Source organism: Azospirillum largimobile (assembly GCF_977007025.2).
This window is the reverse complement of sequence record NZ_CDRMUA020000005.1, coordinates 60,363-79,159: the sequence shown is the minus strand read 5'-3', so window position 1 is coordinate 79,159 and position 18,797 is coordinate 60,363. Positions and strand designations below refer to the sequence as shown.

The 18,797-nt window shown below is 68.8% G+C and carries 18 protein-coding genes; 11 read left to right on the top strand and 7 right to left on the bottom strand.

All coding sequences use genetic code 11. The features are described 5' to 3' along the window. Positions 1-295: 295 nt before the first annotated feature. Positions 296-1,723, bottom strand: a complete 1,428-nt coding sequence (locus ACWPKK_RS25060; protein WP_452009824.1) for an MFS transporter — start codon at positions 1,721-1,723, stop codon at positions 296-298. A gap of 143 nt (positions 1,724-1,866) precedes the next feature. Between ACWPKK_RS25060 and ACWPKK_RS25055 the strand changes: the two genes are divergently transcribed. Then, positions 1,867-2,781: a LysR family transcriptional regulator gene (locus ACWPKK_RS25055; RefSeq protein WP_452009821.1), complete on the top strand. Its 915-nt coding sequence runs from the start codon at positions 1,867-1,869 to the stop codon at positions 2,779-2,781. Between the two features lie 81 nt (positions 2,782-2,862). Continuing rightward, complete coding sequence (mgrA, locus tag ACWPKK_RS25050) at positions 2,863-3,906, top strand: L-glyceraldehyde 3-phosphate reductase (protein WP_452009819.1); 1,044 nt, start codon at positions 2,863-2,865, stop codon at positions 3,904-3,906. Positions 3,907-4,077: 171 nt separating this feature from the next. On the opposite strand, the gene ACWPKK_RS25045 is transcribed toward mgrA, so the two are convergent. The 3 genes from ACWPKK_RS25045 to ACWPKK_RS25035 form a co-directional block, all read right to left on the bottom strand. Further along, a complete protein-coding gene (locus tag ACWPKK_RS25045; protein ID WP_452009816.1) occupies positions 4,078-5,187 on the bottom strand; it encodes an NADH:flavin oxidoreductase/NADH oxidase in 1,110 nt (369 codons plus the stop codon). A 95-nt stretch (positions 5,188-5,282) separates the two neighbouring features. Next, a complete protein-coding gene (locus tag ACWPKK_RS25040) occupies positions 5,283-6,680 on the bottom strand; it encodes a M20/M25/M40 family metallo-hydrolase (protein WP_452009813.1) in 1,398 nt (465 codons plus the stop codon). A gap of 168 nt (positions 6,681-6,848) precedes the next feature. Beyond that, positions 6,849-7,937, bottom strand: a complete 1,089-nt coding sequence (locus tag ACWPKK_RS25035; RefSeq protein WP_452009811.1) for a ParA family protein — start codon at positions 7,935-7,937, stop codon at positions 6,849-6,851. 203 nt (positions 7,938-8,140) lie between these two features. Between ACWPKK_RS25035 and ACWPKK_RS25030 the strand changes: the two genes are divergently transcribed. The 8 genes from ACWPKK_RS25030 (at position 8,141) to mmsB (ending at position 15,312) form a co-directional block, all read left to right on the top strand. Further along, positions 8,141-8,497 (top strand): ArsR/SmtB family transcription factor, encoded by a 357-nt coding sequence (locus tag ACWPKK_RS25030; RefSeq protein ID WP_452009809.1) that lies wholly within the window; start codon positions 8,141-8,143, stop codon positions 8,495-8,497. A 53-nt stretch (positions 8,498-8,550) separates the two neighbouring features. Further along, positions 8,551-9,069, top strand: coding sequence for an arsenate reductase ArsC (locus tag ACWPKK_RS25025; protein WP_452009806.1), 519 nt, complete (start codon positions 8,551-8,553; stop codon positions 9,067-9,069). Beyond that, positions 9,066-9,500, top strand: coding sequence for an arsenate reductase (glutaredoxin) (arsC, locus tag ACWPKK_RS25020; protein WP_452009804.1), 435 nt, complete (start codon positions 9,066-9,068; stop codon positions 9,498-9,500). The genes ACWPKK_RS25025 and arsC overlap by 4 nt, the downstream gene beginning before the upstream one ends. A gap of 55 nt (positions 9,501-9,555) precedes the next feature. After that, complete coding sequence (arsB, locus tag ACWPKK_RS25015; RefSeq protein WP_452010755.1) at positions 9,556-10,587, top strand: ACR3 family arsenite efflux transporter; 1,032 nt, start codon at positions 9,556-9,558, stop codon at positions 10,585-10,587. After that, positions 10,580-11,356, top strand: a complete 777-nt coding sequence (gene arsH / locus ACWPKK_RS25010) for an arsenical resistance protein ArsH (protein WP_452009801.1) — start codon at positions 10,580-10,582, stop codon at positions 11,354-11,356. The genes arsB and arsH overlap by 8 nt, the downstream gene beginning before the upstream one ends. A 139-nt stretch (positions 11,357-11,495) precedes the next feature. Further along, the gene (locus ACWPKK_RS25005) at positions 11,496-12,995 is read left to right on the top strand and encodes a CoA-acylating methylmalonate-semialdehyde dehydrogenase (protein ID WP_452009798.1); all 1,500 of its coding nucleotides are present in this window, start codon (positions 11,496-11,498) and stop codon (positions 12,993-12,995) included. A gap of 80 nt (positions 12,996-13,075) precedes the next feature. Continuing rightward, on the top strand, positions 13,076-14,221 hold the full coding sequence (locus ACWPKK_RS25000) for an isobutyryl-CoA dehydrogenase (protein ID WP_452009795.1): 1,146 nt from the start codon (positions 13,076-13,078) through the stop codon (positions 14,219-14,221). 200 nt (positions 14,222-14,421) lie between these two features. Next, the gene (gene mmsB, locus ACWPKK_RS24995; RefSeq protein ID WP_452009793.1) at positions 14,422-15,312 is read left to right on the top strand and encodes a 3-hydroxyisobutyrate dehydrogenase; all 891 of its coding nucleotides are present in this window, start codon (positions 14,422-14,424) and stop codon (positions 15,310-15,312) included. Positions 15,313-15,327: 15 nt separating this feature from the next. Here the strand turns inward: mmsB and ACWPKK_RS24990 are convergent, their stop codons facing one another. Continuing rightward, positions 15,328-16,233, bottom strand: a complete 906-nt coding sequence (locus ACWPKK_RS24990; protein WP_452009790.1) for a LysR family transcriptional regulator — start codon at positions 16,231-16,233, stop codon at positions 15,328-15,330. 265 nt (positions 16,234-16,498) lie between these two features. Between ACWPKK_RS24990 and ACWPKK_RS24985 the strand changes: the two genes are divergently transcribed. Further along, positions 16,499-17,101 (top strand): hypothetical protein, encoded by a 603-nt coding sequence (locus ACWPKK_RS24985; protein WP_452009788.1) that lies wholly within the window; start codon positions 16,499-16,501, stop codon positions 17,099-17,101. Positions 17,102-17,108: 7 nt separating this feature from the next. On the opposite strand, the gene ACWPKK_RS24980 is transcribed toward ACWPKK_RS24985, so the two are convergent. Continuing rightward, entirely contained in the window at positions 17,109-17,858 is a 750-nt protein-coding gene (locus ACWPKK_RS24980) for a DUF3102 domain-containing protein (RefSeq protein ID WP_452009785.1), read from the bottom strand. A 2-nt stretch (positions 17,859-17,860) separates the two neighbouring features. Continuing rightward, on the bottom strand, positions 17,861-18,511 hold the full coding sequence (locus ACWPKK_RS24975) for a ParA family protein (protein ID WP_452009783.1): 651 nt from the start codon (positions 18,509-18,511) through the stop codon (positions 17,861-17,863). Positions 18,512-18,797 lie beyond the last annotated feature (286 nt).

The following is an 18,797-nucleotide window of genomic DNA, read 5'->3' as shown; positions in this document are numbered from 1 at the left end:
CCATAATCTGGCGCACATTGCTCGAACAATCGAGACAATCAGGATTATGGAGACGTAATCGGCGGGGTCAAACGGAACATTGTCACCATTACATTTCCGATGTCGGATGTATCTTTTCGGCCACAGGAGGGAATCGGACTCCCACCGGGCCGAAGAAACCCTTGAGATACGAAGGATTTCATCGGCCCGTCCGGGATTGGTTCGCGTCTGCGGATGGTCTGCATGACAAGCCACAGGCAACCAGCGGGATTGTCATGGTGGCATTGTCGCGATCATCGGGCCTCCGAACCGGCGCCTACCGCCGCCGAACCATCCCGACGGCGATGGCGAGCGCCACGGCGATCAGCCCGTCCGCGACGGCGAAGGTCGTCCGGGTTCCGGCCGCGACGGCGTCCGGCGCCGCGGTGGCCACCTCCGCCCCCACCCCCGCCCCCACTCCCAACGTGAACACCGCACCCATCGCCGAGGCGCCGGTGATCAGCCCCAGGTTGCGCGAGAGATTGAGCAGCCCCGACACCACGCCGCGCCGGTCCTTCTCCACATCCGCCATCACCGCCGTGTTGTTGGCGGTCTGGAACAGCGCATAGCCGGCGGTGACTACGGCGATCGGTACACCATACCCGGCCACGCCGAGCGTCGCCGGCAGCAGCGCCAACAGGACGCAGCCGGCCGCCACCGCACTCAGTCCCAGGATCGTCATCCTCTCCGCGCCGAACCGGTCGACCAGCCGGCCGGCCGGCACGCCGGTCAGCGCCGCCACCAGCGGTCCCGCCGACATGACGATCCCCACCGCCGCCGCTCCCAGCCCCAAGGCGCGGGCGAGGTGGAACGGCCCCACCACCAGCGTCGCCATCAGCACGGTCGCCACCAGCATGCTCATCGACAGACGGCCGCACAGCGCCCGGTCGCGCAGCATGCCGATCCGCAGCAGCGGCGACGCCGTCCGTGCCTCCACCACCCTCTCCACCGCCAGGAACAGCCCCACCCCACCGGCCGCCGCCAGCAACAGCACGGAGTCGAGCCAGCCGCGCCCGCCGGTCATCGCCAGCGCATAGGCCGCGAGCGTCAGCGCGAGGATCAGCGTGCCGGCGATGTCGAATGTCCCCTGCCCGCGTCCCGTCTCCACCCGGTCGGCCGGCAGGTGCCGCCTCACCAGCAGGAAGGCCGCCACACCCGGCGGCACGGTGACGAGGAAGATCGCCGGCCAGCCGAACCCCGCGATCAGCACGCCGCCCAGCGAAGGGCCGAGCGCGGTGCCGAGCGCCGACATGGTTCCCATCAGCCCCATCGCCCGGCCGATCCGCGCCTTGGGCACCGTGTCGCCGACGAAGGCGGTGGCGAGCGCCATCATCACCGCCGCCCCCAGCCCCTGCACCGCCCTTGCGGCGACCAGCATCCACAGGCCGGATGCCGCACCGGCCACGACGGACGCCGCCGTGAACAGCGCAATCCCCACCAGCAGCAGGCGCCGCCGCCCAACCATGTCCCCCAGCCGCCCCACCCCGACGATCAGCGTGGTGATCGACAGCAGATAGGCCAGCACCACCCACTGCACCTCGCGGAACGGCACCTCGAACGCCAGCGCCAGCGCCGGCAGGCCGACATTGGCGATGCTGGTGCCGAGCGAGGACAACAGCGTCGCCAGCGCCAGACCGGCCAGCCCCCAGCGGATCGTCCCGCCTGTTGCGGCGACCTCATCTCCCTGTGCAAGCGCTTGTCTCATGACACCCTCCTTCATCCAGGACAGGCGCCAAGGCTAGGACGCGGGGTGACATGGCGGAACGCGCAGCATCCGCATTGTATTCGTGCATCCGACGCCATATCCCGGCAGCGGCGATCGGGGCGAGTCGTGATACGATCCGGCGCATGACCGCACCCGACCTGAACATGCTGATCACCCTGGACGCCCTGCTGGCGGAGGGCAGCGTCGCCGGTGCCGCGCGGCGGCTGCGGCTCAGCCCGTCGGCGATGAGCCGGGCGCTGGCGCGGCTGCGCGCGGCGACCGGAGACCCGCTGCTGGTCAGGGCCGGGCGCGGCCTCGTCCCCACGCCCCGCGCGCTCGACCTGCGCGACCGCGTGCGCCAACTGGTGCAGGAGGCGGAGGCGGCTCTGCGCCCAGCCGAGAACCTCGACCTGGGGCAACTCTCCCGGACCTTCACCCTGCGGACCAGCGACGGCTTCGTGGAGAGCTACGGCGCCGCCCTGCTCACCCGCGTCGCGCGCGAGGCTCCCAGCGTCCGCATCCGCTTCCTGTCGAAGCCGGACAAGGACAGCGGCCCCTTGCGCGACGGCTCGGTCGATCTGGAAACCGGGGTCGTCGTCAAGGACAGCGGACCGGAGTTGCGCGCCCAGGCGCTGTTCCACGACCGATTCATCGGCGTCGTCCGCCCCGGCCATCCGCTGACCACGGGCGAGATCACCGCCGCCCGCTATGCCGCCGGCCGGCATGTGCTGGTGTCCCGGCGCGGCGACGACCGTGGGCTTGTGGACGAGGCGCTGGACCGGCTGGGCCTGCAGCGCACCGTGGTCGCGACGGTCGGCGGCTTCGCCGCGGCGCTGGCGCTGGTGCGCGGCACCGACCTGATCGTCAGCGTTCCCGAACGGCACACAGCGGGCCTGCGCGCCGGGCTCCACAGCTTCGCCCTGCCCTTTCCCGCCCCGGAGGTCACCGTCTCCCTACTGTGGCACCCGCGGCTGGACGCCGACGCGGCCCATCGCTGGCTGCGCGGCTGCGTGCGCAAGGTCTGCGCCACGCCGTCTGGTCGGCAAGACCGGGAGTGATATGACCCGCCGCGCCATTGCGCAGGGTCCCACCAGCGCCCTATCCTGATATATCACTTCGACTCACATCGGGAGAACGCCATGCAGCCGCCCTACCTTGCCGCCGAGCAGCGCTACGAGGGCATGAGCTATCGCCGTACCGGCCGCAGCGGGCTCGACCTGCCGGCCATTTCGCTGGGGCTGTGGCAGAATTTCGGCGGCACCGACGTGTTCGCGACCGGGCGCGCCGTGCTGCGCCGGGCCTTCGACCGCGGCGTCACCCATTTCGACCTCGCCAACAACTACGGCCCGCCGCCGGGCTCGGCGGAGGAGAATTTCGGCCGCATCCTCGCCACCGATTTCCGCCCCTACCGCGACCAGATGGTGATCTCGACCAAGGCCGGTTACGAGATGTGGCCCGGCCCCTACGGCAACTGGGGTTCCCGCAAGTATCTGGTCTCCAGCCTGGACCAGAGCCTGAAGCGGATGGGCCTCGACTATGTCGATATCTTCTATTCGCACCGCGTCGATCCCCGCACCCCGCTGGAGGAGACGATGGGCGCGCTGGACCACATCGTCCGCCAGGGCAAGGCGCTGTATGTCGGCATCTCCTCCTACTCGCCGGAGATGACGCGGCGGGCAGCCGGGATCCTGAAGGAACTGGGCACCCCCTGCCTGATCCACCAGCCCTCCTACTCCATGCTGAACCGCTGGGTTGAAGGCGGCTTGCTGGAGACGCTGGAGGATCTCGGCATGGGCTGCATCGCCTTCTCGCCGATGGCCCAGGGCATGCTGACCAACAAGTATCTCGGCGGGCAGCCGTCAGACGCCCGCGCCGCCAAGGGCGGCACCCTGCGGGCGCATTTCCTGTCGCCGGAGAATCTGGAGCGCATCCGGGCGCTGGACGCCATCGCCCAGCGGCGCGGCCAGACGCTGGCGCAGATGGCCGTCGCCTGGGTGCTGCGCGACCCGCGCGTGACCTCCGCCCTGATCGGCGCCCGCAACGTGGAGCAGCTCGACAACTCGCTCGACGCGCTGAACAACCTGTCCTTCTCGCCGGAGGAACTGGCGGAGATCGACACCCACGCCGTCGCCGACGCCGGCATCAATTTGTGGAGCGCCTCCTCCGCCGCGGAGGCCGGTTGAGCGACTCCCAATCCCCTCTCCCCCTGGGGAGAGGGTTAGGGTGAGGGGGACGCAAGACGAGGATCTTCAAGCATCGCGCCCCCCGATCCCCACCAACTCCACGCTATGCATCCCCCTCACCCCGACCCTCTCCCCGGGGGGGGGAGAGGGGGGATCCTCCAACCTAGAACCTCACTCGGCCGCGTCGGTGGCGCGGTAGCGCTCCAGCCAGTGGGCGTAGGGCGCCGGCAGCACCCAGGACGGACGGTCCTCGCCCAGTTCCTTGGCGGCGCGGTAGGGGTAGTGCGGGTCGGCCAGATGGGCGCGGCCGACCATCACCAGATCCAGCTGCCCGTCGGCGACGGTGCGGTTGGCGACCTTCGGCGCGTCGATGCCCCAGGCCGCCGCCACCGGCAGCTCCGCCTCTCGCCGCACCCGTTGGGCGACCGGCGCCAGGAACGGCGATCCCCAGGGGATGTTGGCGTCGGGGGTGGAGAAGCCGACGCTGACGTTGAGCAGGTCAAGGCCGCCGGCACGGAAGTTGCGGACAAGTTCGATCGACTCCGCCAGCGTCTCCTCGTCGCGCCCGTCATACTCGATCATGCCGAAGCGCGCGGTCAGCGGCAGGTTCTCCGGCCATACCTCGCGCACCGCCGCCAGCGTCTCCAGCAGGAAGAGGCTGCGCCCGGCAAGATCGCCGCCGTAGCGGTCGGTGCGCGTGTTGGCGTGCAGCGAGAAGAAGCTCTGGCCGAGATAGCCGTGGGCGAAATGCAGCTCCAGCCATTTGAAGCCGGCATCGCGGGCGCGCACCGCGGCGGCCACGAAGTCGGCGCGGACGCGGGCGATGTCGTCCAGCGTCATTGCCTTCGGCACCTTCGGCAGATTGGCACCGAAGGGCAGGGCCGACGGAGAGATGGTGTCCCAGCCGCGCGGATCGCCGTCGGCGATGTGGTCGTCGCCCTCCCACGGGCGGTTGGCGCTGGCCTTGCGTCCGGCATGGCCGATCTGGATGCCGGGAACGGCGCCGGCCGCGGCGATGGAGGCAGCGATGCGCGCCATGCCCTCGGCCTGGGTGTCGTTCCACAGGCCGGTGCAGCCCGGCGTGATGCGGCCTTCCGGCGACACCGCCGTCGCCTCGACGATCACCAGACCGGCGCCGCCGCGGGCGAGGCCGGGATAATGGACGAGATGCCAGTCGTTGATGACGCCGTCGACGGCGCTGTACTGGCACATCGGCGGAACCGCGATGCGGTTGCGCAGGGTGACGTCCTTCAGCGTGAAGGGCGTGAACAGGGCGGACATGCGAATTCCCGTCTCGATCAAATCGATGGCGGCAGGGATTGGGCCTTGGCCCCTCCCCTGCCGCCGGTCCGGGTGATTTATGTCCCGCCCAGGCTTCAGCCAACCCGCCCGGCCGCCAAACGCCCCAATATTGCCGCATGGCTGCGGATACCGTTACGCAGGCATTTCAGTTCGAACTTCTCGTTCGGCGAATGGATGCGGTCGTCGTCCAGCCCGAAGCCGACCAGGATGGTGTCGAGCCCCAGATACTCGCGGAACCAGCCGACGATGGGGATCGAGCCGCCGCCGCCGATCAGCACGCCGTCGCGCTCCGTCGCCTCCTTCAGCCCGCCGCGCACCGCCTGCATCCACGGCGTGTCGGTCGGCACCTCGATGCCGGGCGAGGAGCTGAAGCGGCGGAAGCTGACCGTGCAGTCGGCCGGCAACCGTTCCTCGAAGAAGCGCTGGACCGATGCCTCGATCGCCGCCGGATCCTGGCCGGGCACCAGACGGCAGCTGAGCTTGCAGGACGCCTTGGCCGGGATGACCGTCTTCGATCCCTCGCCGGTGTAGCCGCCCCAGATGCCGTTGATGTCGCAGGTCGGCCGGGTCCAGATGCGTTCCAGCAGGGTCCGCCCCGCCTCGCCATGGCTGCGGGTCAGGCCGAGCGCGCCCAGGAACTGCGCCTCGTCCAGCGGCAGGCCGCGGATCTGGGCCAGCAGGTCGTCGGGCAGCTCGCGCACGCCGTCATAGAAGCCGTCGAAGCGCACCCGCCCGTCGGCATCGTGGATCTGGCCCAGGATGCCGCTCAGCACATTCAGCGGGTTTGGCACGGCGCCGCCGAACAGGCCGGAATGCAGGTCGTGGCTGGGACCCGTGACGGTGGCCTCCAGATAGAGCAGGCCGCGCAGCCGCGTGGTGATCGCCGGGGTGTCGACATCCCAGGCGTTGGTGTCGGTGACGAGGCAGAAGTCGGCCTGCAGCTCATCCGCATGCTCCTTCAGGAAGCGCGGCAGCGACGGGCTGCCCGTCTCCTCCTCGCCCTCCAGCAGTACGGTGGCGCGGATGGGGATGGAACCGTGGACGGCGTGCCAGGCCTCGAAGGCTTCCATGAAGGTCATGGTCTGGCCCTTGTCGTCGGCGGCCCCACGCGCGACGACGCGGCGTCCCCGCTCGGCCTCGACGATCACCGGCTCGAAGGGCGGGCTGTTCCACAGCTCGACCGGATCGGCGGGCTGGACGTCGTAATGGCCGTAATAGAGCACATGGGGCGTCTCCGCCCCCGGCCCCGGATGATGGGCGACCAGGATGGGATGGCCGGGAGTGTCGTGCAGGGTGACGGTGAAGCCCATCGCCGCCAGCCTGTCGGCACACCATTGGGCGGCACGGCGGACATCGCCGGCATAGGCGGGGTCGGTGCTGACCGAGGGAATGCGCAGAAGCTCGCAAAGCCGGCCGACCGACTCCTCGAAGGACTCGTCCACCTTGCGCAGCACGGCATCGACAGGAAGCATGATGGCCTCTTCTTGAACGTGGGATCCACCTCTCCCCCCGGGGAGAGGGTCGGGGTGAGGGGGATGCACATGCTGGATTATGTGGGGATCGGGGAGTGCGCAATGCTTGAAAATCCCCGCAGCGCCTCCCCCTCACCCTAACCCTCTCCCCGGGGGGAGAGGGGATTCCTATCCCCCCAGGCCCGCCAGCAGCTTGCCGAGAACCGGCTGCCCCACCACGGCGCCGAGCGCGAAGCCGGCGATCAGCCCGATCACCAGCCCGACGATGCCGGCCCCCATCCCGCCGCGGCCGGACTGCGCGCGCTCCGCCTGACGGGCGCCGTTGCCCCCGCTGCCCGACGGCTCGTCCGCCTCGTCGATAGAGGAGGCGCGCCGCGCGCTGTAGGAGGTGTCGGTCGCCTCGTGCCATGACTGGATGCGCTCCAGCGCCGGCTTCAGCTGGGCGTCGTCGGGCGTCTTGCCGCGGCCGTGGATGATCTCCCAGGCCAGGGCAACGAAACGGGCGGTGGTCCGCCCCTCCGGCGTGAAGATCGCCGCCGGCATGCGGCGGTAGGTGGCCTTCACCACGTCCACGTCATAGGGGAAGGCCGTGCGGAACATCAGCTCGGGGAACTCGTTGCGCAGCTGGGTCAGCGACTCGCGTCCCACCTCGTCGTTGGTGATCGACAGCATCAGGATGCCGGCCAGCGACAGGTTGGGGTTCAGCCCGTTCTGGATGTGCTCCACCACCTGCAGGGTGCGGCGCAGCCCGTCCAGCGCATAGCGGCCGGGGAACACCGGCACCACCAGCCGGTCCGACGCCGCCAGCGCGCCGGCTGCCAGATGGCCGAGAGCCGGCGGGCAGTCGATGACGACGTAATCCGGCGGGTTGCGCGAGAAATGCAGCGCCTTGCGCAGGCCGCGCTGCGACCCGCCGCGGCTGTCCAGCGCATGTTCCAGCGAATAGAGCTTGCGCGCGCCGACGATCATCGACAGCCCGTCGAAGGCGGTCGGGGTGATGGCATCCTCGACGAAGGTCTCCTGCCGCAGCAGGTCGTTGATGCCGACCTTCGCCTTGTCGCGCAGCAGGAAGTTGCTGGTGGCGCTGCTCTGCGGGTCGAAATCGATCAGGACGACGCTCTTGCCCAGCGCGGCCAGCGTCAGGGCGAGGTTGACCGAGGTGGTCGTTTTGCCGACGCCGCCCTTCTGGTTGTAGACCGACAGGATGGTCGGCTGCCGTGCCTGCGGCGTGTCGAAGACGTCTTCGTGGCTGGTCATGTCTGTTCCGCTTCGCCGTTCTTCGGCAATCCCCGCCTCCCGCACCGGATGGCCCGGCCCGGAAGCGAGGGCGCACTATAAGCGCCGCGGCGCCGCAAGTCTTCCCGCACGTTAGGGTATTCCCCAGGCGCCCCCAAGGCGCCTCCACGGCCTTCACAGGACCGTCACTTGCAGGGCCTCATCATTTCGACTATCGTCGAATAATGGAAATGAAAGCAGCCACCAGCGCCTTCGCCGCTCTCGCCCAGGAAACCCGACTGGCCGTGTTCCGCCTGCTGATCACGGTGGGGCCGAACGGGCTGACGGCCGGCGATCTCGCCCAGCAGGTGGGGGTCCCCGCCTCCACCCTGTCCCACCATCTGGCGACGCTGGAACGCGCCGGCCTGCTCCGCTCCCGGCGGGTGCAGCGTCAGATCTTCTACGCGTCCGACTATGAGGGCACCCGCCGGCTGATCGCCTTCCTGATGGAGGACTGCTGCCAGGGCCGCCCGGAACTCTGCTCCACCGACCTGACCCAGGCGGTTTCGTGCGGTCCCGGCGGATGCGACCACGACGCCTGACACCCCGCCCCCAACCGCCGCGCATCTCCACAGCCCGGAAAGGCGACCCCGCGATGACCGACCGCGTCTACAACGTCCTGTTCCTGTGCACCCACAACAGCGCCCGCAGCGTCATGGCGGAATGCCTGCTGAACCGCGAGGGCAAGGGCCGCTTCCGCGGCTTCAGCGCCGGCAGCCAGCCGTCCGGGCGCATCAACCCCTATGTCCGCGACCTGCTGGAACGGCTGGGCTTCCCGACCGCGGAGTTGCGCTCCAAGACCTGGGACGAGTTCGCCGCCCCCGACGCCCCGCACATGGATTTCGTCTTCACCGTCTGCGACAACGCGGCGGGCGAGGTCTGCCCAGTGTGGCCCGGCCAGCCGATGACCGCCCATTGGGGCTTCCCCGACCCGTCCGGCGCCCAGGGCACCGATGCGGAGAAGGCCGCCTTCACCGCCACGGTGTTCGGGCAGATCCAGCGCCGCATCCAGGCCTTCGTCAGCCTGCCCATCGCCTCGCTCGACCGTCTGGCGCTGAAGCGCAAGCTGGACGACATGGGGCAGGCGTCCGCCGCCGCGGAGGCCGCGCGATGACGCCCGTGACCATCTACCACAACCCAGCCTGCGGCACCTCGCGCAACACGCTGGCGCTGATCCGCAACAGCGGCGTCGAGCCGACGGTGATCGAGTATCTGAAGACGCCGCCGACGCGTGACGAGCTGGCCGACCTGATCCGCCGCATGGGCGTGCCGGTGCGCGCCGTGCTGCGCGAGAAGGGCACGCCCTTTGCCGAGCTCGGGCTCGGCGACCCGTCGTTGAGCGACGACCAACTGCTCGACGCCATGATGGCCCACCCGATCCTGATCAACCGGCCGATCGTGGTGACGCCGCTCGGCGTGCGGCTGTGCCGCCCGTCCGAAGCGGTTCTCGACATCCTCCCCGATGCCCAGCGCGGCGCCTTCGCCAAGGAAGACGGCGAGCAGGTCGTCGACGCCGCCGGACAGCGCATCGGCAAAGCCTCCTGACGGACAACCGATCATGACCACCGACATCCACGCCGCCCCGGCGGCCCGCCCCGCCATGGGGCTTTTCGAGCGCTATCTCAGCGTCTGGGTCGCGCTCTGCATCGTCGCCGGCATCGCGCTCGGCCATCTGGTGCCCGGCGTCTTCCAGGCCATCGCCGCGGCTGAGGTCGCCAAGGTCAACCTGCCGGTTGCGGTGCTGATCTGGCTGATGATCGTGCCGATGCTGCTGAAGATCGACCTCGGCGCGCTGGGGCGGGTCAGCGAGCATTGGCGCGGCGTCGGCGTGACGCTGTTCATCAACTGGGCGGTCAAGCCCTTCTCGATGGCTCTGCTGGGCACGCTGTTCATCGGCAACCTGTTCGCCCCGCTGCTGCCGCAGGACCAGATTTCCTCCTATATCGCCGGCCTGATCCTGCTGGCCGCCGCCCCCTGCACCGCCATGGTCTTCGTCTGGTCGAACCTGTGCGAGGGCGAGCCGCACTACACGCTGAGCCAGGTGGCGCTGAACGACATCATCATGGTCTTCGCCTTCGCGCCGCTGGTCGGCCTGCTTCTGGGCGTCGCGTCGATCACCGTGCCGTGGGACACGCTGCTGCTGTCGGTGCTGCTCTACATCGTCATCCCCGTGGTGGCCGCCCAGCTGTGGCGCCGCAGCCTGCTGGCGACCGGCGGCGAGGCCGCTCTGAAGCGTACCCTGGACCTCATCCAGCCGGTCTCGCTGGTGGCGCTGCTGACCACGCTGGTGCTGCTGTTCGGCTTCCAGGGGGAGCAGATCCTGGCGCAGCCGCTGGTCATCGTCCTGCTGGCGGTGCCGATCCTGATCCAGGTCTATTTCAACGCCGGCCTCGCCTATTGGCTGTCGCGTCGGTTCGGGGTGGCATGGTGCGTGGCGGCACCGGCGGCGCTGATCGGCGCCTCCAACTTCTTCGAGCTGGCGGTCGCCGCCGCCATCAGCCTGTTCGGCCTCGGCTCCGGCGCCGCGCTCGCCACCGTGGTCGGCGTGCTGGTCGAGGTGCCGGTGATGCTGTCTGTGGTGAAGATCGTCAAGGCGACCAAGCCCTGGTACGAGGGACGCACCCATGCATGATGTCCATCACGGCGAACACGATTCCTTCCCCAGCCTGGACGAGCCCTATCTCGACACGCCGGACCTCGACAGGCTGACGCCGGCGCGGCCGTCGACCCACCCGCCGCGCATCCTGCTGCTCTACGGTTCGCTGCGGGAGCGGTCCTACAGCCGCTTCCTGGCCGAGGAATCGGCCCGCCTGCTCCGCCGCATGGGGGCCGAAACCCGCATCTTCGACCCCCACGGCCTGCCGCTGCCCGACAGCGTGCCGGCCGACCATCCCAAGGTGGCGGAGCTGCGCGCCCTGTCGCAATGGTCGGAAGGCCAGGTGTGGGTCAGCCCGGAACGCCACGGCACCATCACCGGCATCTTGAAATGCCAGATCGACTGGCTGCCGCTGGAAAGCGGCGGCGTCCGGCCGACGCAGGGGCGGACGCTGGCGGTGATGCAGGTGTCCGGCGGCTCGCAGTCCTTCAACGCGGTCAACGCCATGCGCGTGCTGGGGCGCTGGATGCGGATGGTGACCATCCCCAACCAGTCCTCCGTCGCCAAGGCCTATCAGGAGTTCGACGAGGCCGGGCGGATGAAGCCCTCTCCCTATTACGACCGCGTGGTGGACGTGATGGAGGAGCTGGTCAAGTTCACCCTGCTGGTGCGCGACCGCAGCGACTATCTGACCAGCCGCTACAGCGAACGCCGCGAGGCCGGACTGAAGGAGGCGAGCGAGGCGCAGGCCCTCGCCGCTGCCGCCATGAGCGGGCAGAGGTCCAGCGGGGGAAAGGCCGACTGATGCCAGGGCAAGGGTCCCGGCCCGCCGCCGCCGGGACCCTTGCCGCATTCCTGCACAACCGTTGCGCAAAGTTTCGGGTCGATCCGCAGAGCCGGTCAGGTCCACATGGTGACAAACAATCCCATGGGAGGACAATAGGATGACCACCGAACTTCAGCACCTGATCGGCGGCAAGCTGGTTTCCGGAAAGTCGGGGCGGTTCGCCGACGTCTACTCCCCGATGACCGGCGAGGTGCGCGCCCGCGTGCCGCTGGCGAGCGTGGAAGAGATGCGCGCCGCGGTGGAGAACGCCAAGGAGGCGCAGCGCGGCTGGGCCGCCACCAACCCGCAGCGCCGCGCCCGCGTGCTGATGCGCTTCCTCGACCTCGTCCAGCGCGATTACGACGAACTGGCGCTGCTGCTGTCGCTGGAGCATGGCAAAACCATCGTCGACGCCAAGGGCGACATCCAGCGCGGTCTTGAGGTGGTGGAGTTCGCCTGCGGCATCCCGCACCTGCTGAAGGGCGAGTTCACCGACGGCGCCGGCCCCGGCATCGACATCTATTCGATGCGCCAGCCGCTGGGCGTGGTCGCCGGCATCACGCCGTTCAACTTCCCGGCCATGATCCCGATGTGGAAGTTCGCCCCGGCCATCGCCTGCGGCAACGCCTTCATCCTGAAGCCGTCGGAGCGTACGCCGGGCGTGCCGGTCAAGCTGGCCGAGCTGATGCTGGAGGCCGGCCTGCCGGCGGGCATCCTGAACGTCGTCCACGGCGACAAGGTGGCGGTGGACGCCATCCTCGACGACCGCGACATCAAGGCGGTGGGCTTCGTCGGCTCCACCCCGATCGCCGAATACATCTACAACCGCGGCTGTGCCAACGGTAAGCGCGTCCAGTGCTTCGGCGGCGCCAAGAACCACGCGCTGGTGATGCCGGACGCCGACCTCGACCAGGCGACCGACGCGCTGATCGGCGCCGGCTATGGCGCGGCGGGCGAGCGCTGCATGGCGATCTCCGTCGTCGTGCCGGTCGGCAAGAAGACCGCTGACGCCCTGATGGAGCGGCTGATCCCGCGGGTGGAAGGCCTGAAGGTCGGCCCCTCCACCGACAGCAGCGCCGATTTCGGCCCGCTTGTGACGCGCGAACATCTGGAGCGCGTGAAGTCCTACGTCGATATCGGCGTCAAGGAAGGCGCGAAGCTGGCGGTCGACGGCCGCGAGTTCAGCATGCAGGGCTACGAGAACGGCTTCTACATGGGCGGCTGCCTGTTCGACGAGGTCAAGCCGGACATGCGCATCTACAAGGAGGAGATCTTCGGCCCGGTGCTCTCCGTCGTCCGCGCCGACTCCTACGAAGAGGCGCTGGCCCTGCCGAACGATCACGAGTACGGCAACGGCGTCGCCATCTTCACCCGCGACGGCGACGCCGCCCGCGACTTCGCATCCCGTGTCGATGTCGGCATGGTCGGCATCAACGTTCCGATCCCGGTTCCGCTGGCCTACTACACCTTCGGCGGCTGGAAGCGTTCGGGCTTCGGCGATCTGAACCAGCACGGCCCCGATGCGGTGCGCTTCTACACCAAGACCAAGACCGTCACCTCCCGCTGGCCCTCGGGCGTCAAGGAAGGCGCCAGCTTCGTCATTCCGACCATGGAGTGATGGGTTAACATATCCCCCCACCCCCGGGCGCGAGCTTCGCTCGCGCCCGGGGGTGGGGGTGATTTGGAGGAAGGTGACGCATGTCCTTTGAACTGACCGAAGACCAGGTCGCCATCCGCGACATGGCGCTGTCCTTCGCCCGCGACGAATTGGCGCCGAATGCCGTCGAGTGGGACCAGAAGAAGCATTTCCCCGTCGACACGCTGCGCGCCGCCGGCGAACTCGGCATGGGCGGCATCTATGTGTCGGAGGACCATGGCGGCTCGGCCTTGAGCCGCTTCGACGCCGTGGTGATCTTCGAGGCGCTGAGCCAAGGCTGCCCGACCATCGCCTCCTACATCTCCATCCACAACATGGTGGCGGGGATGGTGGATAATTTCGGCAATGACGAGCAGAAGGCCCATTGGCTGCCGAAGCTCTGCACCATGGAATGGCTCGCCAGCTATTGCCTGACCGAGGCCAATGCCGGTTCCGACGCCGCGGCCTTGCGCACCAGGGCGGTGCGCGACGGCGACAGCTACGTCCTGAACGGCGCCAAGCAGTTCATTTCCGGCGCCGGCAGCTCCGACCTTTACCTCGTCATGGCCCGCACCGGCGAGGACGGCCCCGGCGGCATCAGCGCCTTCCTGGTCCCCAAGGACACCCCCGGCCTCTCCTTCGGCGCCAACGAGCACAAGATGGGCTGGAACGCCCAGCCGACCCGCGCCGTCATCCTGGAGGACGCCCGTGTCCCCGCATCATCCCTGCTGGGGCAGGAAGGGATGGGCTTCAAGTTCGCCATGAAGGGGCTGGACGGCGGCCGCATCAACATCGCCGCCTGCTCCATCGGCGGCGCCCAGGCCGCGCTCGACAAGGCGCTGACCTATATGAGCGAGCGCAAGGCCTTCGGCCAGTCGCTCGACCGCTTCCAGGCGCTGCAGTTCCGCATCGCCGACATGGCGACGGAGTTGGAGGCCGCCCGCACCTTCGTCCACCGCGCCGCCTCGGCGCTGGACGCCAAGAGCAAGGACGCGACCCGCCTCTGCGCCATGGCGAAGCGCTTCGCCACCGACACCGGCTTCGAGGTGGCGAACAACGCCCTGCAGCTGTTCGGCGGCTACGGCTATCTGGCCGATTACGGCGTGGAGAAGATCGTCCGCGACCTGCGGGTGCATCAAATCCTGGAAGGCACCAACGAGATCATGCGCCTGATCGTCTCGCGCAGCGAGATCGGGCGGATGGCCTGACCAACACGACACGACACCCAATCCCCTCTCCCCCCTGGGGAGAGGGTTAGGGTGAGGGGGTCGCGCGGCGTGGATCTTCAAGAACCGCGCACCTTCCATTCCTCACCAAATCCAGCATGTGCATCCCCCTCACCCCGACCCTCTCCCCGGGGGGGAGAGGGGGAAGCACCCAAAAAACCAAACCAACGGGAGACGCGACGATGGCGGTGATCGGTTTCATCGGATTGGGCAACATGGGCGGCCCGATGGCCGCGAACCTCGTGAAGGCGGGGCATCAGGTGGTGGGGTTCGACCTGTCCACCGCCGCGATCGACGCGGCCAAGGCGGCGGGCGTCACCATCGGCGAGTCCCCTGCGGCCATCGCCGCCGCGTCGGAGGTGGTCGTCACCATGCTGCCGGGCGGCAAGCATGTGCTGGGCGTCTATGACGGCGACAAGGGCATCGTCGCGGTGGTGAAGCCGGGCACGCTGCTGATCGACTGCTCCACCATCGACGTGGACTCCGCCCGCAAGGCCCATGCGCTGGCCGCCGCCAAGGGCGCGGCCTCGCTCGACGCGCCGGTGTCGGGCGGCGTCGGCGGTGCGGCGGCCGGCACGCTGACCTTCATGGCCGGCGGCGAGGCGGAAGCCTTCGAACGCGCCCGCCCGATCCTGGAGGCGATGGGCAAGAAGATCGTCCATTGCGGCGGCGCCGGTGCCGGTCAGGCGGCGAAGATCTGCAACAACATGATCCTCGGCATCTCGATGATCGGCGTCTGCGAGGCCTTCGTCCTGGCGGAGAAGCTGGGGCTGTCGCATCAGGCGCTGTTCGACGTGTCGTCGACCTCGTCAGGCCAGTGCTGGTCGCTGACCAGTTATTGCCCGGTCCCCGGCCCGGTCCCCACCAGCCCGGCCAACCGCGATTACCAGCCCGGTTTCGCGGCGGCGCTGATGCTGAAGGACCTGAAGCTGGCCCAGGAAGCGGCGCAGAGCGCCGGCGCCCCCACCCCGCTGGGTGCGGCGGCGGCGCAGCTCTACGCCATGATGAACGCGCAAGGCGAAGGCGGCACCGACTTCTCCGGCATCATCCGCATGCTGCGCGGCGAAGGCTGAGCCACACCCAGAAAATCAAATGGCCGGTGGGGGCAGGAACAGCGCCTGCTCCCGCCGGACCAGATCGGCGATGTAGTCCGCGGTCATGGCGATGCGGGCCAGCGACCGCAGATCCTCATGCACGATCAGCCAGAAAGACCGGGTGATCGTCAGCTCCTCCGGCAGGACCGGCACCAGATCGGGCTCTCCGCCGGCGATGAAGGCCGGCAGCATGCACAGCCCGGCGCCGGCCTGCGTCGCCTTCAGCTGGGCGACCAGGCTGCTGCTCTTGATGCGCGGCGCCACCTCCCCGATCGTCTCGACATAGTCCAGTTCGGGCGCGAAGATCAGGTCGTCGATATAGCCGATGAAGGAATGGCCGCGCAGGTCGGCGCGGCTGCGGATCGGTGGCCGTGCCTCCAGATAGGCGGCGGTGCCGTACAGCCCCAGCCGGTAATCGGTCAGCTTGCGGGCATAGAGCCGCCCTTCCTGCGGGCGCGACAGGCTGATGGCGATGTCGGCCTCGCGCTTCGACAGGCTAAAGACGCGCGGCATGGCGACCAGCTGCACCTCCAGCTCCGGATGGAGTTCGCACAAAGCGCCGATACGCGGCGCCAGGAAACAGCTGCCGAACCCGTCCGGCGCCCCGATGCGCACCGCCCCGGCAAGCGCCAGATCGCCGTCCGCCACCATGCCCTGGGCGAGGAAGGCCGCGCTCTCCATCACCTCGGCGGTCTGTTTCAGCCGCTCGCCCTGCGGGGTCAGCGTGAAGCCGCTGGGACGCCGCTCGAACAGGGTGACGCGCAGCGCATCCTCCAGCGCCGAAATGCGGCGGCTGACCGTGGTGTGGTCGGCACGCAGGCGCTGGGCCGCCGTGGTCAGTGTGCCGGCGCGGGCCACCGCCAGGAAGAATCGCAGGTCGTTCCAGTTGAAATCGGCCATATCCGCCGGCGCCGCCGTCCGTTCTCGCTGGTGAAGCTGGGGCCGAACTGTCCCATCAACCCGCCCACCTGACAAGAGCGCCAAGCCGTCCCTGCGACAACGCCGCACCCGGCGCGAGTGGGTGCACCGAAAGAGCATGCCCCGAAGGGGTACCGCATCTTCCGGCTACCGCCCCCATTTCGCGTGGACGAAGCTACCGCCTGTTGCGTTTATCTGTTGAGGGATGCGGCGTTCCTGACGACTGCGAAGAACGAAAGGACGGGCGATGCCGGGCGAGGGCCGGACGGGGAACTGGAGCGAGGCGGCGATGGAAGCGGCTGCGGCGGCGATGCTCGCCGTCCTTGTCGCGGCTGCGGCGCTGCCGGCTGCCGCGGAACCGCTGCTGTCCGCGCCGGAGGCTGAGGCCCCCCTGCCCTCCCCCGCTCCGCAGCCCCCCGTGCCGGTGGCGGTTCAGGCGCCGGCAAAGCCCCAGACCGGCGCCTTCGACTGCTGGCTTCTGGACCCTAACCGGCTGGAGCAGGCAGCCGACCAGGGCCTGTGCGGCGATGCCTTCGCCCGCGCGCCGGAGATCGCCGCCCTGCCCGACGCCCCTCCCCTACCCGCATTGACGCCGCCACGAAAGCCGAAGGTCCCGGAGCGGCGGATCCGTGCATCCAACCGCGGCTCCAGCCACAGCGAAACCCATGCGATGGAAGCATCGCCCGCGCGGGCTTCCCGAACCAGCGGCGGCGGCAGCGGCAATGGCGACTTCTTCAGCAACTTCCAGCGCGATTTCCGGGCGCTGACCGACCTACTGGGCGGCGGATCGTCGCCACGCCGGGGCGATGGCGGTGGTGCGCCCGGTTCCCACATGTCCAACCGGAACTGAGCCAACCTTACGACGCGCCGCCCGGTTCCGTGCCGACATCCTCCGCCTCTACATCGATGGTGACGCCGGTTCGCCCCGGCCGGCCGTGGTCATGCTCCGGGTCGATGCCGTGGTCGCGCCGCAGTTCGTCGCGAACCTCCGCCATGCGGGCGCGCAACCGGGCATACTCGGCCAGAAGCTGGCGGCGCCTGTCGTTCGGCGTCACGTCCTTCGGCGGGCGCAGCGAGCGCTTGAAGTCGATCAACTGGCGGCGGGTCACGTCGGGACGGATCAGCCCCTGTGCCTTCGCCCGCTCCAGCTCGTCCGGGGTCATGGTGACGATCTGGTAGGCGACGCTCTCCGCACCCGGCAGCACGTCCAGCGACAGCCGCCCGGTGTCCACCGCCTCCGCCACCGCGCGGAAGCGAAAGGCGGTCTCGACCGAAAACGGCATGTCGCTTTCGATCATCGCCTCGAAGTCGCCATGCGGCAGGATTTCCTTGGCACGGTTCAGATACCGGCCGATCGACAGGAATTCCTTGCGGCTGCGGTTCCAGTGATAGCGGATTTCCTGGGCGAATTCCTGCCGGGTGTGGCAGGGCACGATGGCGTCGCTGATGTCCGATGCCCGCCGGTCGGCCTTGGATGGCGCCACGGCCGCGGTGGTCCGAGAGGGCACGGTGGGCGCCTGGGCGGGCGACGCGGGCTGGGCAGCCGGCTGGGGAGCGGCCTTGCCCTGTTCCGCCACCTTCTTCATGAAGGATTTCACGTTGGCCATGGTCAGATCCCCAACTCGTGCCGGATGAAGTACCAGGCGCCCAGGCATTCGTCGGCGCCGTTCACCGCGCCGACATCGACGATGGAGCAGCCGATGTCGTCGACGCGGTGCATGTCCTCGATGTCCGGCACCTCGTGCGGGACCAGCCGGCCGACCCGGCCAAGCTCCAGCTTCGCTTCCCGCAGGCTGACCGACCGGCGCTTGACCCGGTTCAGCAGGAAGGCGGCGGGGCGGCCATAATCGCGCAGGAACTCCATCCAGGGGATGACGCTCATCTTGTCGAAACGTCCGACCCCGGTCGGCACCAGAACGAGGTCGGCGCGGCGCAGCAGGATCTTGGTCGCTTCGGGATAGAGTTCCACCGACGGCGGCGTGTCGATGAAGATCACGTCGTAGCGAGTAGGGTCGATCTGGGAAAGCGCCGCGTCGATCTCCTCCAGCGTGCCTTCATAATGGTCGATGGCGGCGACGTCGTGCGGGCGGCGCAGTTCATGCCACTGGCCCAGGGTGCGCTGCGGATCGAAATCCAGCGTCGCGACGCGCATGCCGTCCTTGGCGGCCGCCACCGCGGTGTTCTTGCAGCTGGTGGTCTTTCCGGTTCCGCCCTTGGGCGCGCTGTAAACCACCCAGCGGGCAGGCTTCTGCGCAGCCATCTGTACCGGCTCAGCGGCATTCCGGTCGGCCTGCTTGCCGGTTGATTTACCTGCCGGTTTGCCTGAAGATTTCCGTGTGGCGACGGCGGTCGGATCGGCCATCTGTTCCCCCTGCATCGCGTGCCCGTCTTCTGGATGGCCTTCTTATTAGCGGATCGGCAGTCGGGTCGAAAGGGCAAAGGCGGGACCTGAACCATTGAAATAGAGAGTTTCTGTACCGGAAAGTCGTTACTGGTAACGCTTTCCGCAGCAGTTCCGTTACCGGTAACGCTTCCGGCGCGACATA

Coding starts and splice junctions, on each gene's coding strand:
- arsB (WP_452010755.1), top strand. CDS start 9,556: ATGGGGCTTTTCGAGCGCTATCTCAGCGTCTGGGTCGCGCTCTGCATC.
- ACWPKK_RS25045 (WP_452009816.1), bottom strand. CDS start 5,187: ATGTCCGCCCTGTTCACGCCCTTCACGCTGAAGGACGTCACCCTGCGC.
- ACWPKK_RS25005 (WP_452009798.1), top strand. CDS start 11,496: ATGACCACCGAACTTCAGCACCTGATCGGCGGCAAGCTGGTTTCCGGA.
- mgrA (WP_452009819.1), top strand. CDS start 2,863: ATGCAGCCGCCCTACCTTGCCGCCGAGCAGCGCTACGAGGGCATGAGC.
- ACWPKK_RS24985 (WP_452009788.1), top strand. CDS start 16,499: ATGCCGGGCGAGGGCCGGACGGGGAACTGGAGCGAGGCGGCGATGGAA.
- mmsB (WP_452009793.1), top strand. CDS start 14,422: ATGGCGGTGATCGGTTTCATCGGATTGGGCAACATGGGCGGCCCGATG.
- ACWPKK_RS25000 (WP_452009795.1), top strand. CDS start 13,076: ATGTCCTTTGAACTGACCGAAGACCAGGTCGCCATCCGCGACATGGCG.
- ACWPKK_RS25030 (WP_452009809.1), top strand. CDS start 8,141: ATGGAAATGAAAGCAGCCACCAGCGCCTTCGCCGCTCTCGCCCAGGAA.
- arsC (WP_452009804.1), top strand. CDS start 9,066: ATGACGCCCGTGACCATCTACCACAACCCAGCCTGCGGCACCTCGCGC.
- ACWPKK_RS25035 (WP_452009811.1), bottom strand. CDS start 7,937: ATGACCAGCCACGAAGACGTCTTCGACACGCCGCAGGCACGGCAGCCG.
- arsH (WP_452009801.1), top strand. CDS start 10,580: ATGCATGATGTCCATCACGGCGAACACGATTCCTTCCCCAGCCTGGAC.
- ACWPKK_RS25060 (WP_452009824.1), bottom strand. CDS start 1,723: ATGAGACAAGCGCTTGCACAGGGAGATGAGGTCGCCGCAACAGGCGGG.
- ACWPKK_RS25025 (WP_452009806.1), top strand. CDS start 8,551: ATGACCGACCGCGTCTACAACGTCCTGTTCCTGTGCACCCACAACAGC.
- ACWPKK_RS24975 (WP_452009783.1), bottom strand. CDS start 18,511: ATGGCTGCGCAGAAGCCTGCCCGCTGGGTGGTTTACAGCGCGCCCAAG.
- ACWPKK_RS25040 (WP_452009813.1), bottom strand. CDS start 6,680: ATGCTTCCTGTCGATGCCGTGCTGCGCAAGGTGGACGAGTCCTTCGAG.
- ACWPKK_RS24990 (WP_452009790.1), bottom strand. CDS start 16,233: ATGGCCGATTTCAACTGGAACGACCTGCGATTCTTCCTGGCGGTGGCC.
- ACWPKK_RS24980 (WP_452009785.1), bottom strand. CDS start 17,858: ATGGCCAACGTGAAATCCTTCATGAAGAAGGTGGCGGAACAGGGCAAG.
- ACWPKK_RS25055 (WP_452009821.1), top strand. CDS start 1,867: ATGACCGCACCCGACCTGAACATGCTGATCACCCTGGACGCCCTGCTG.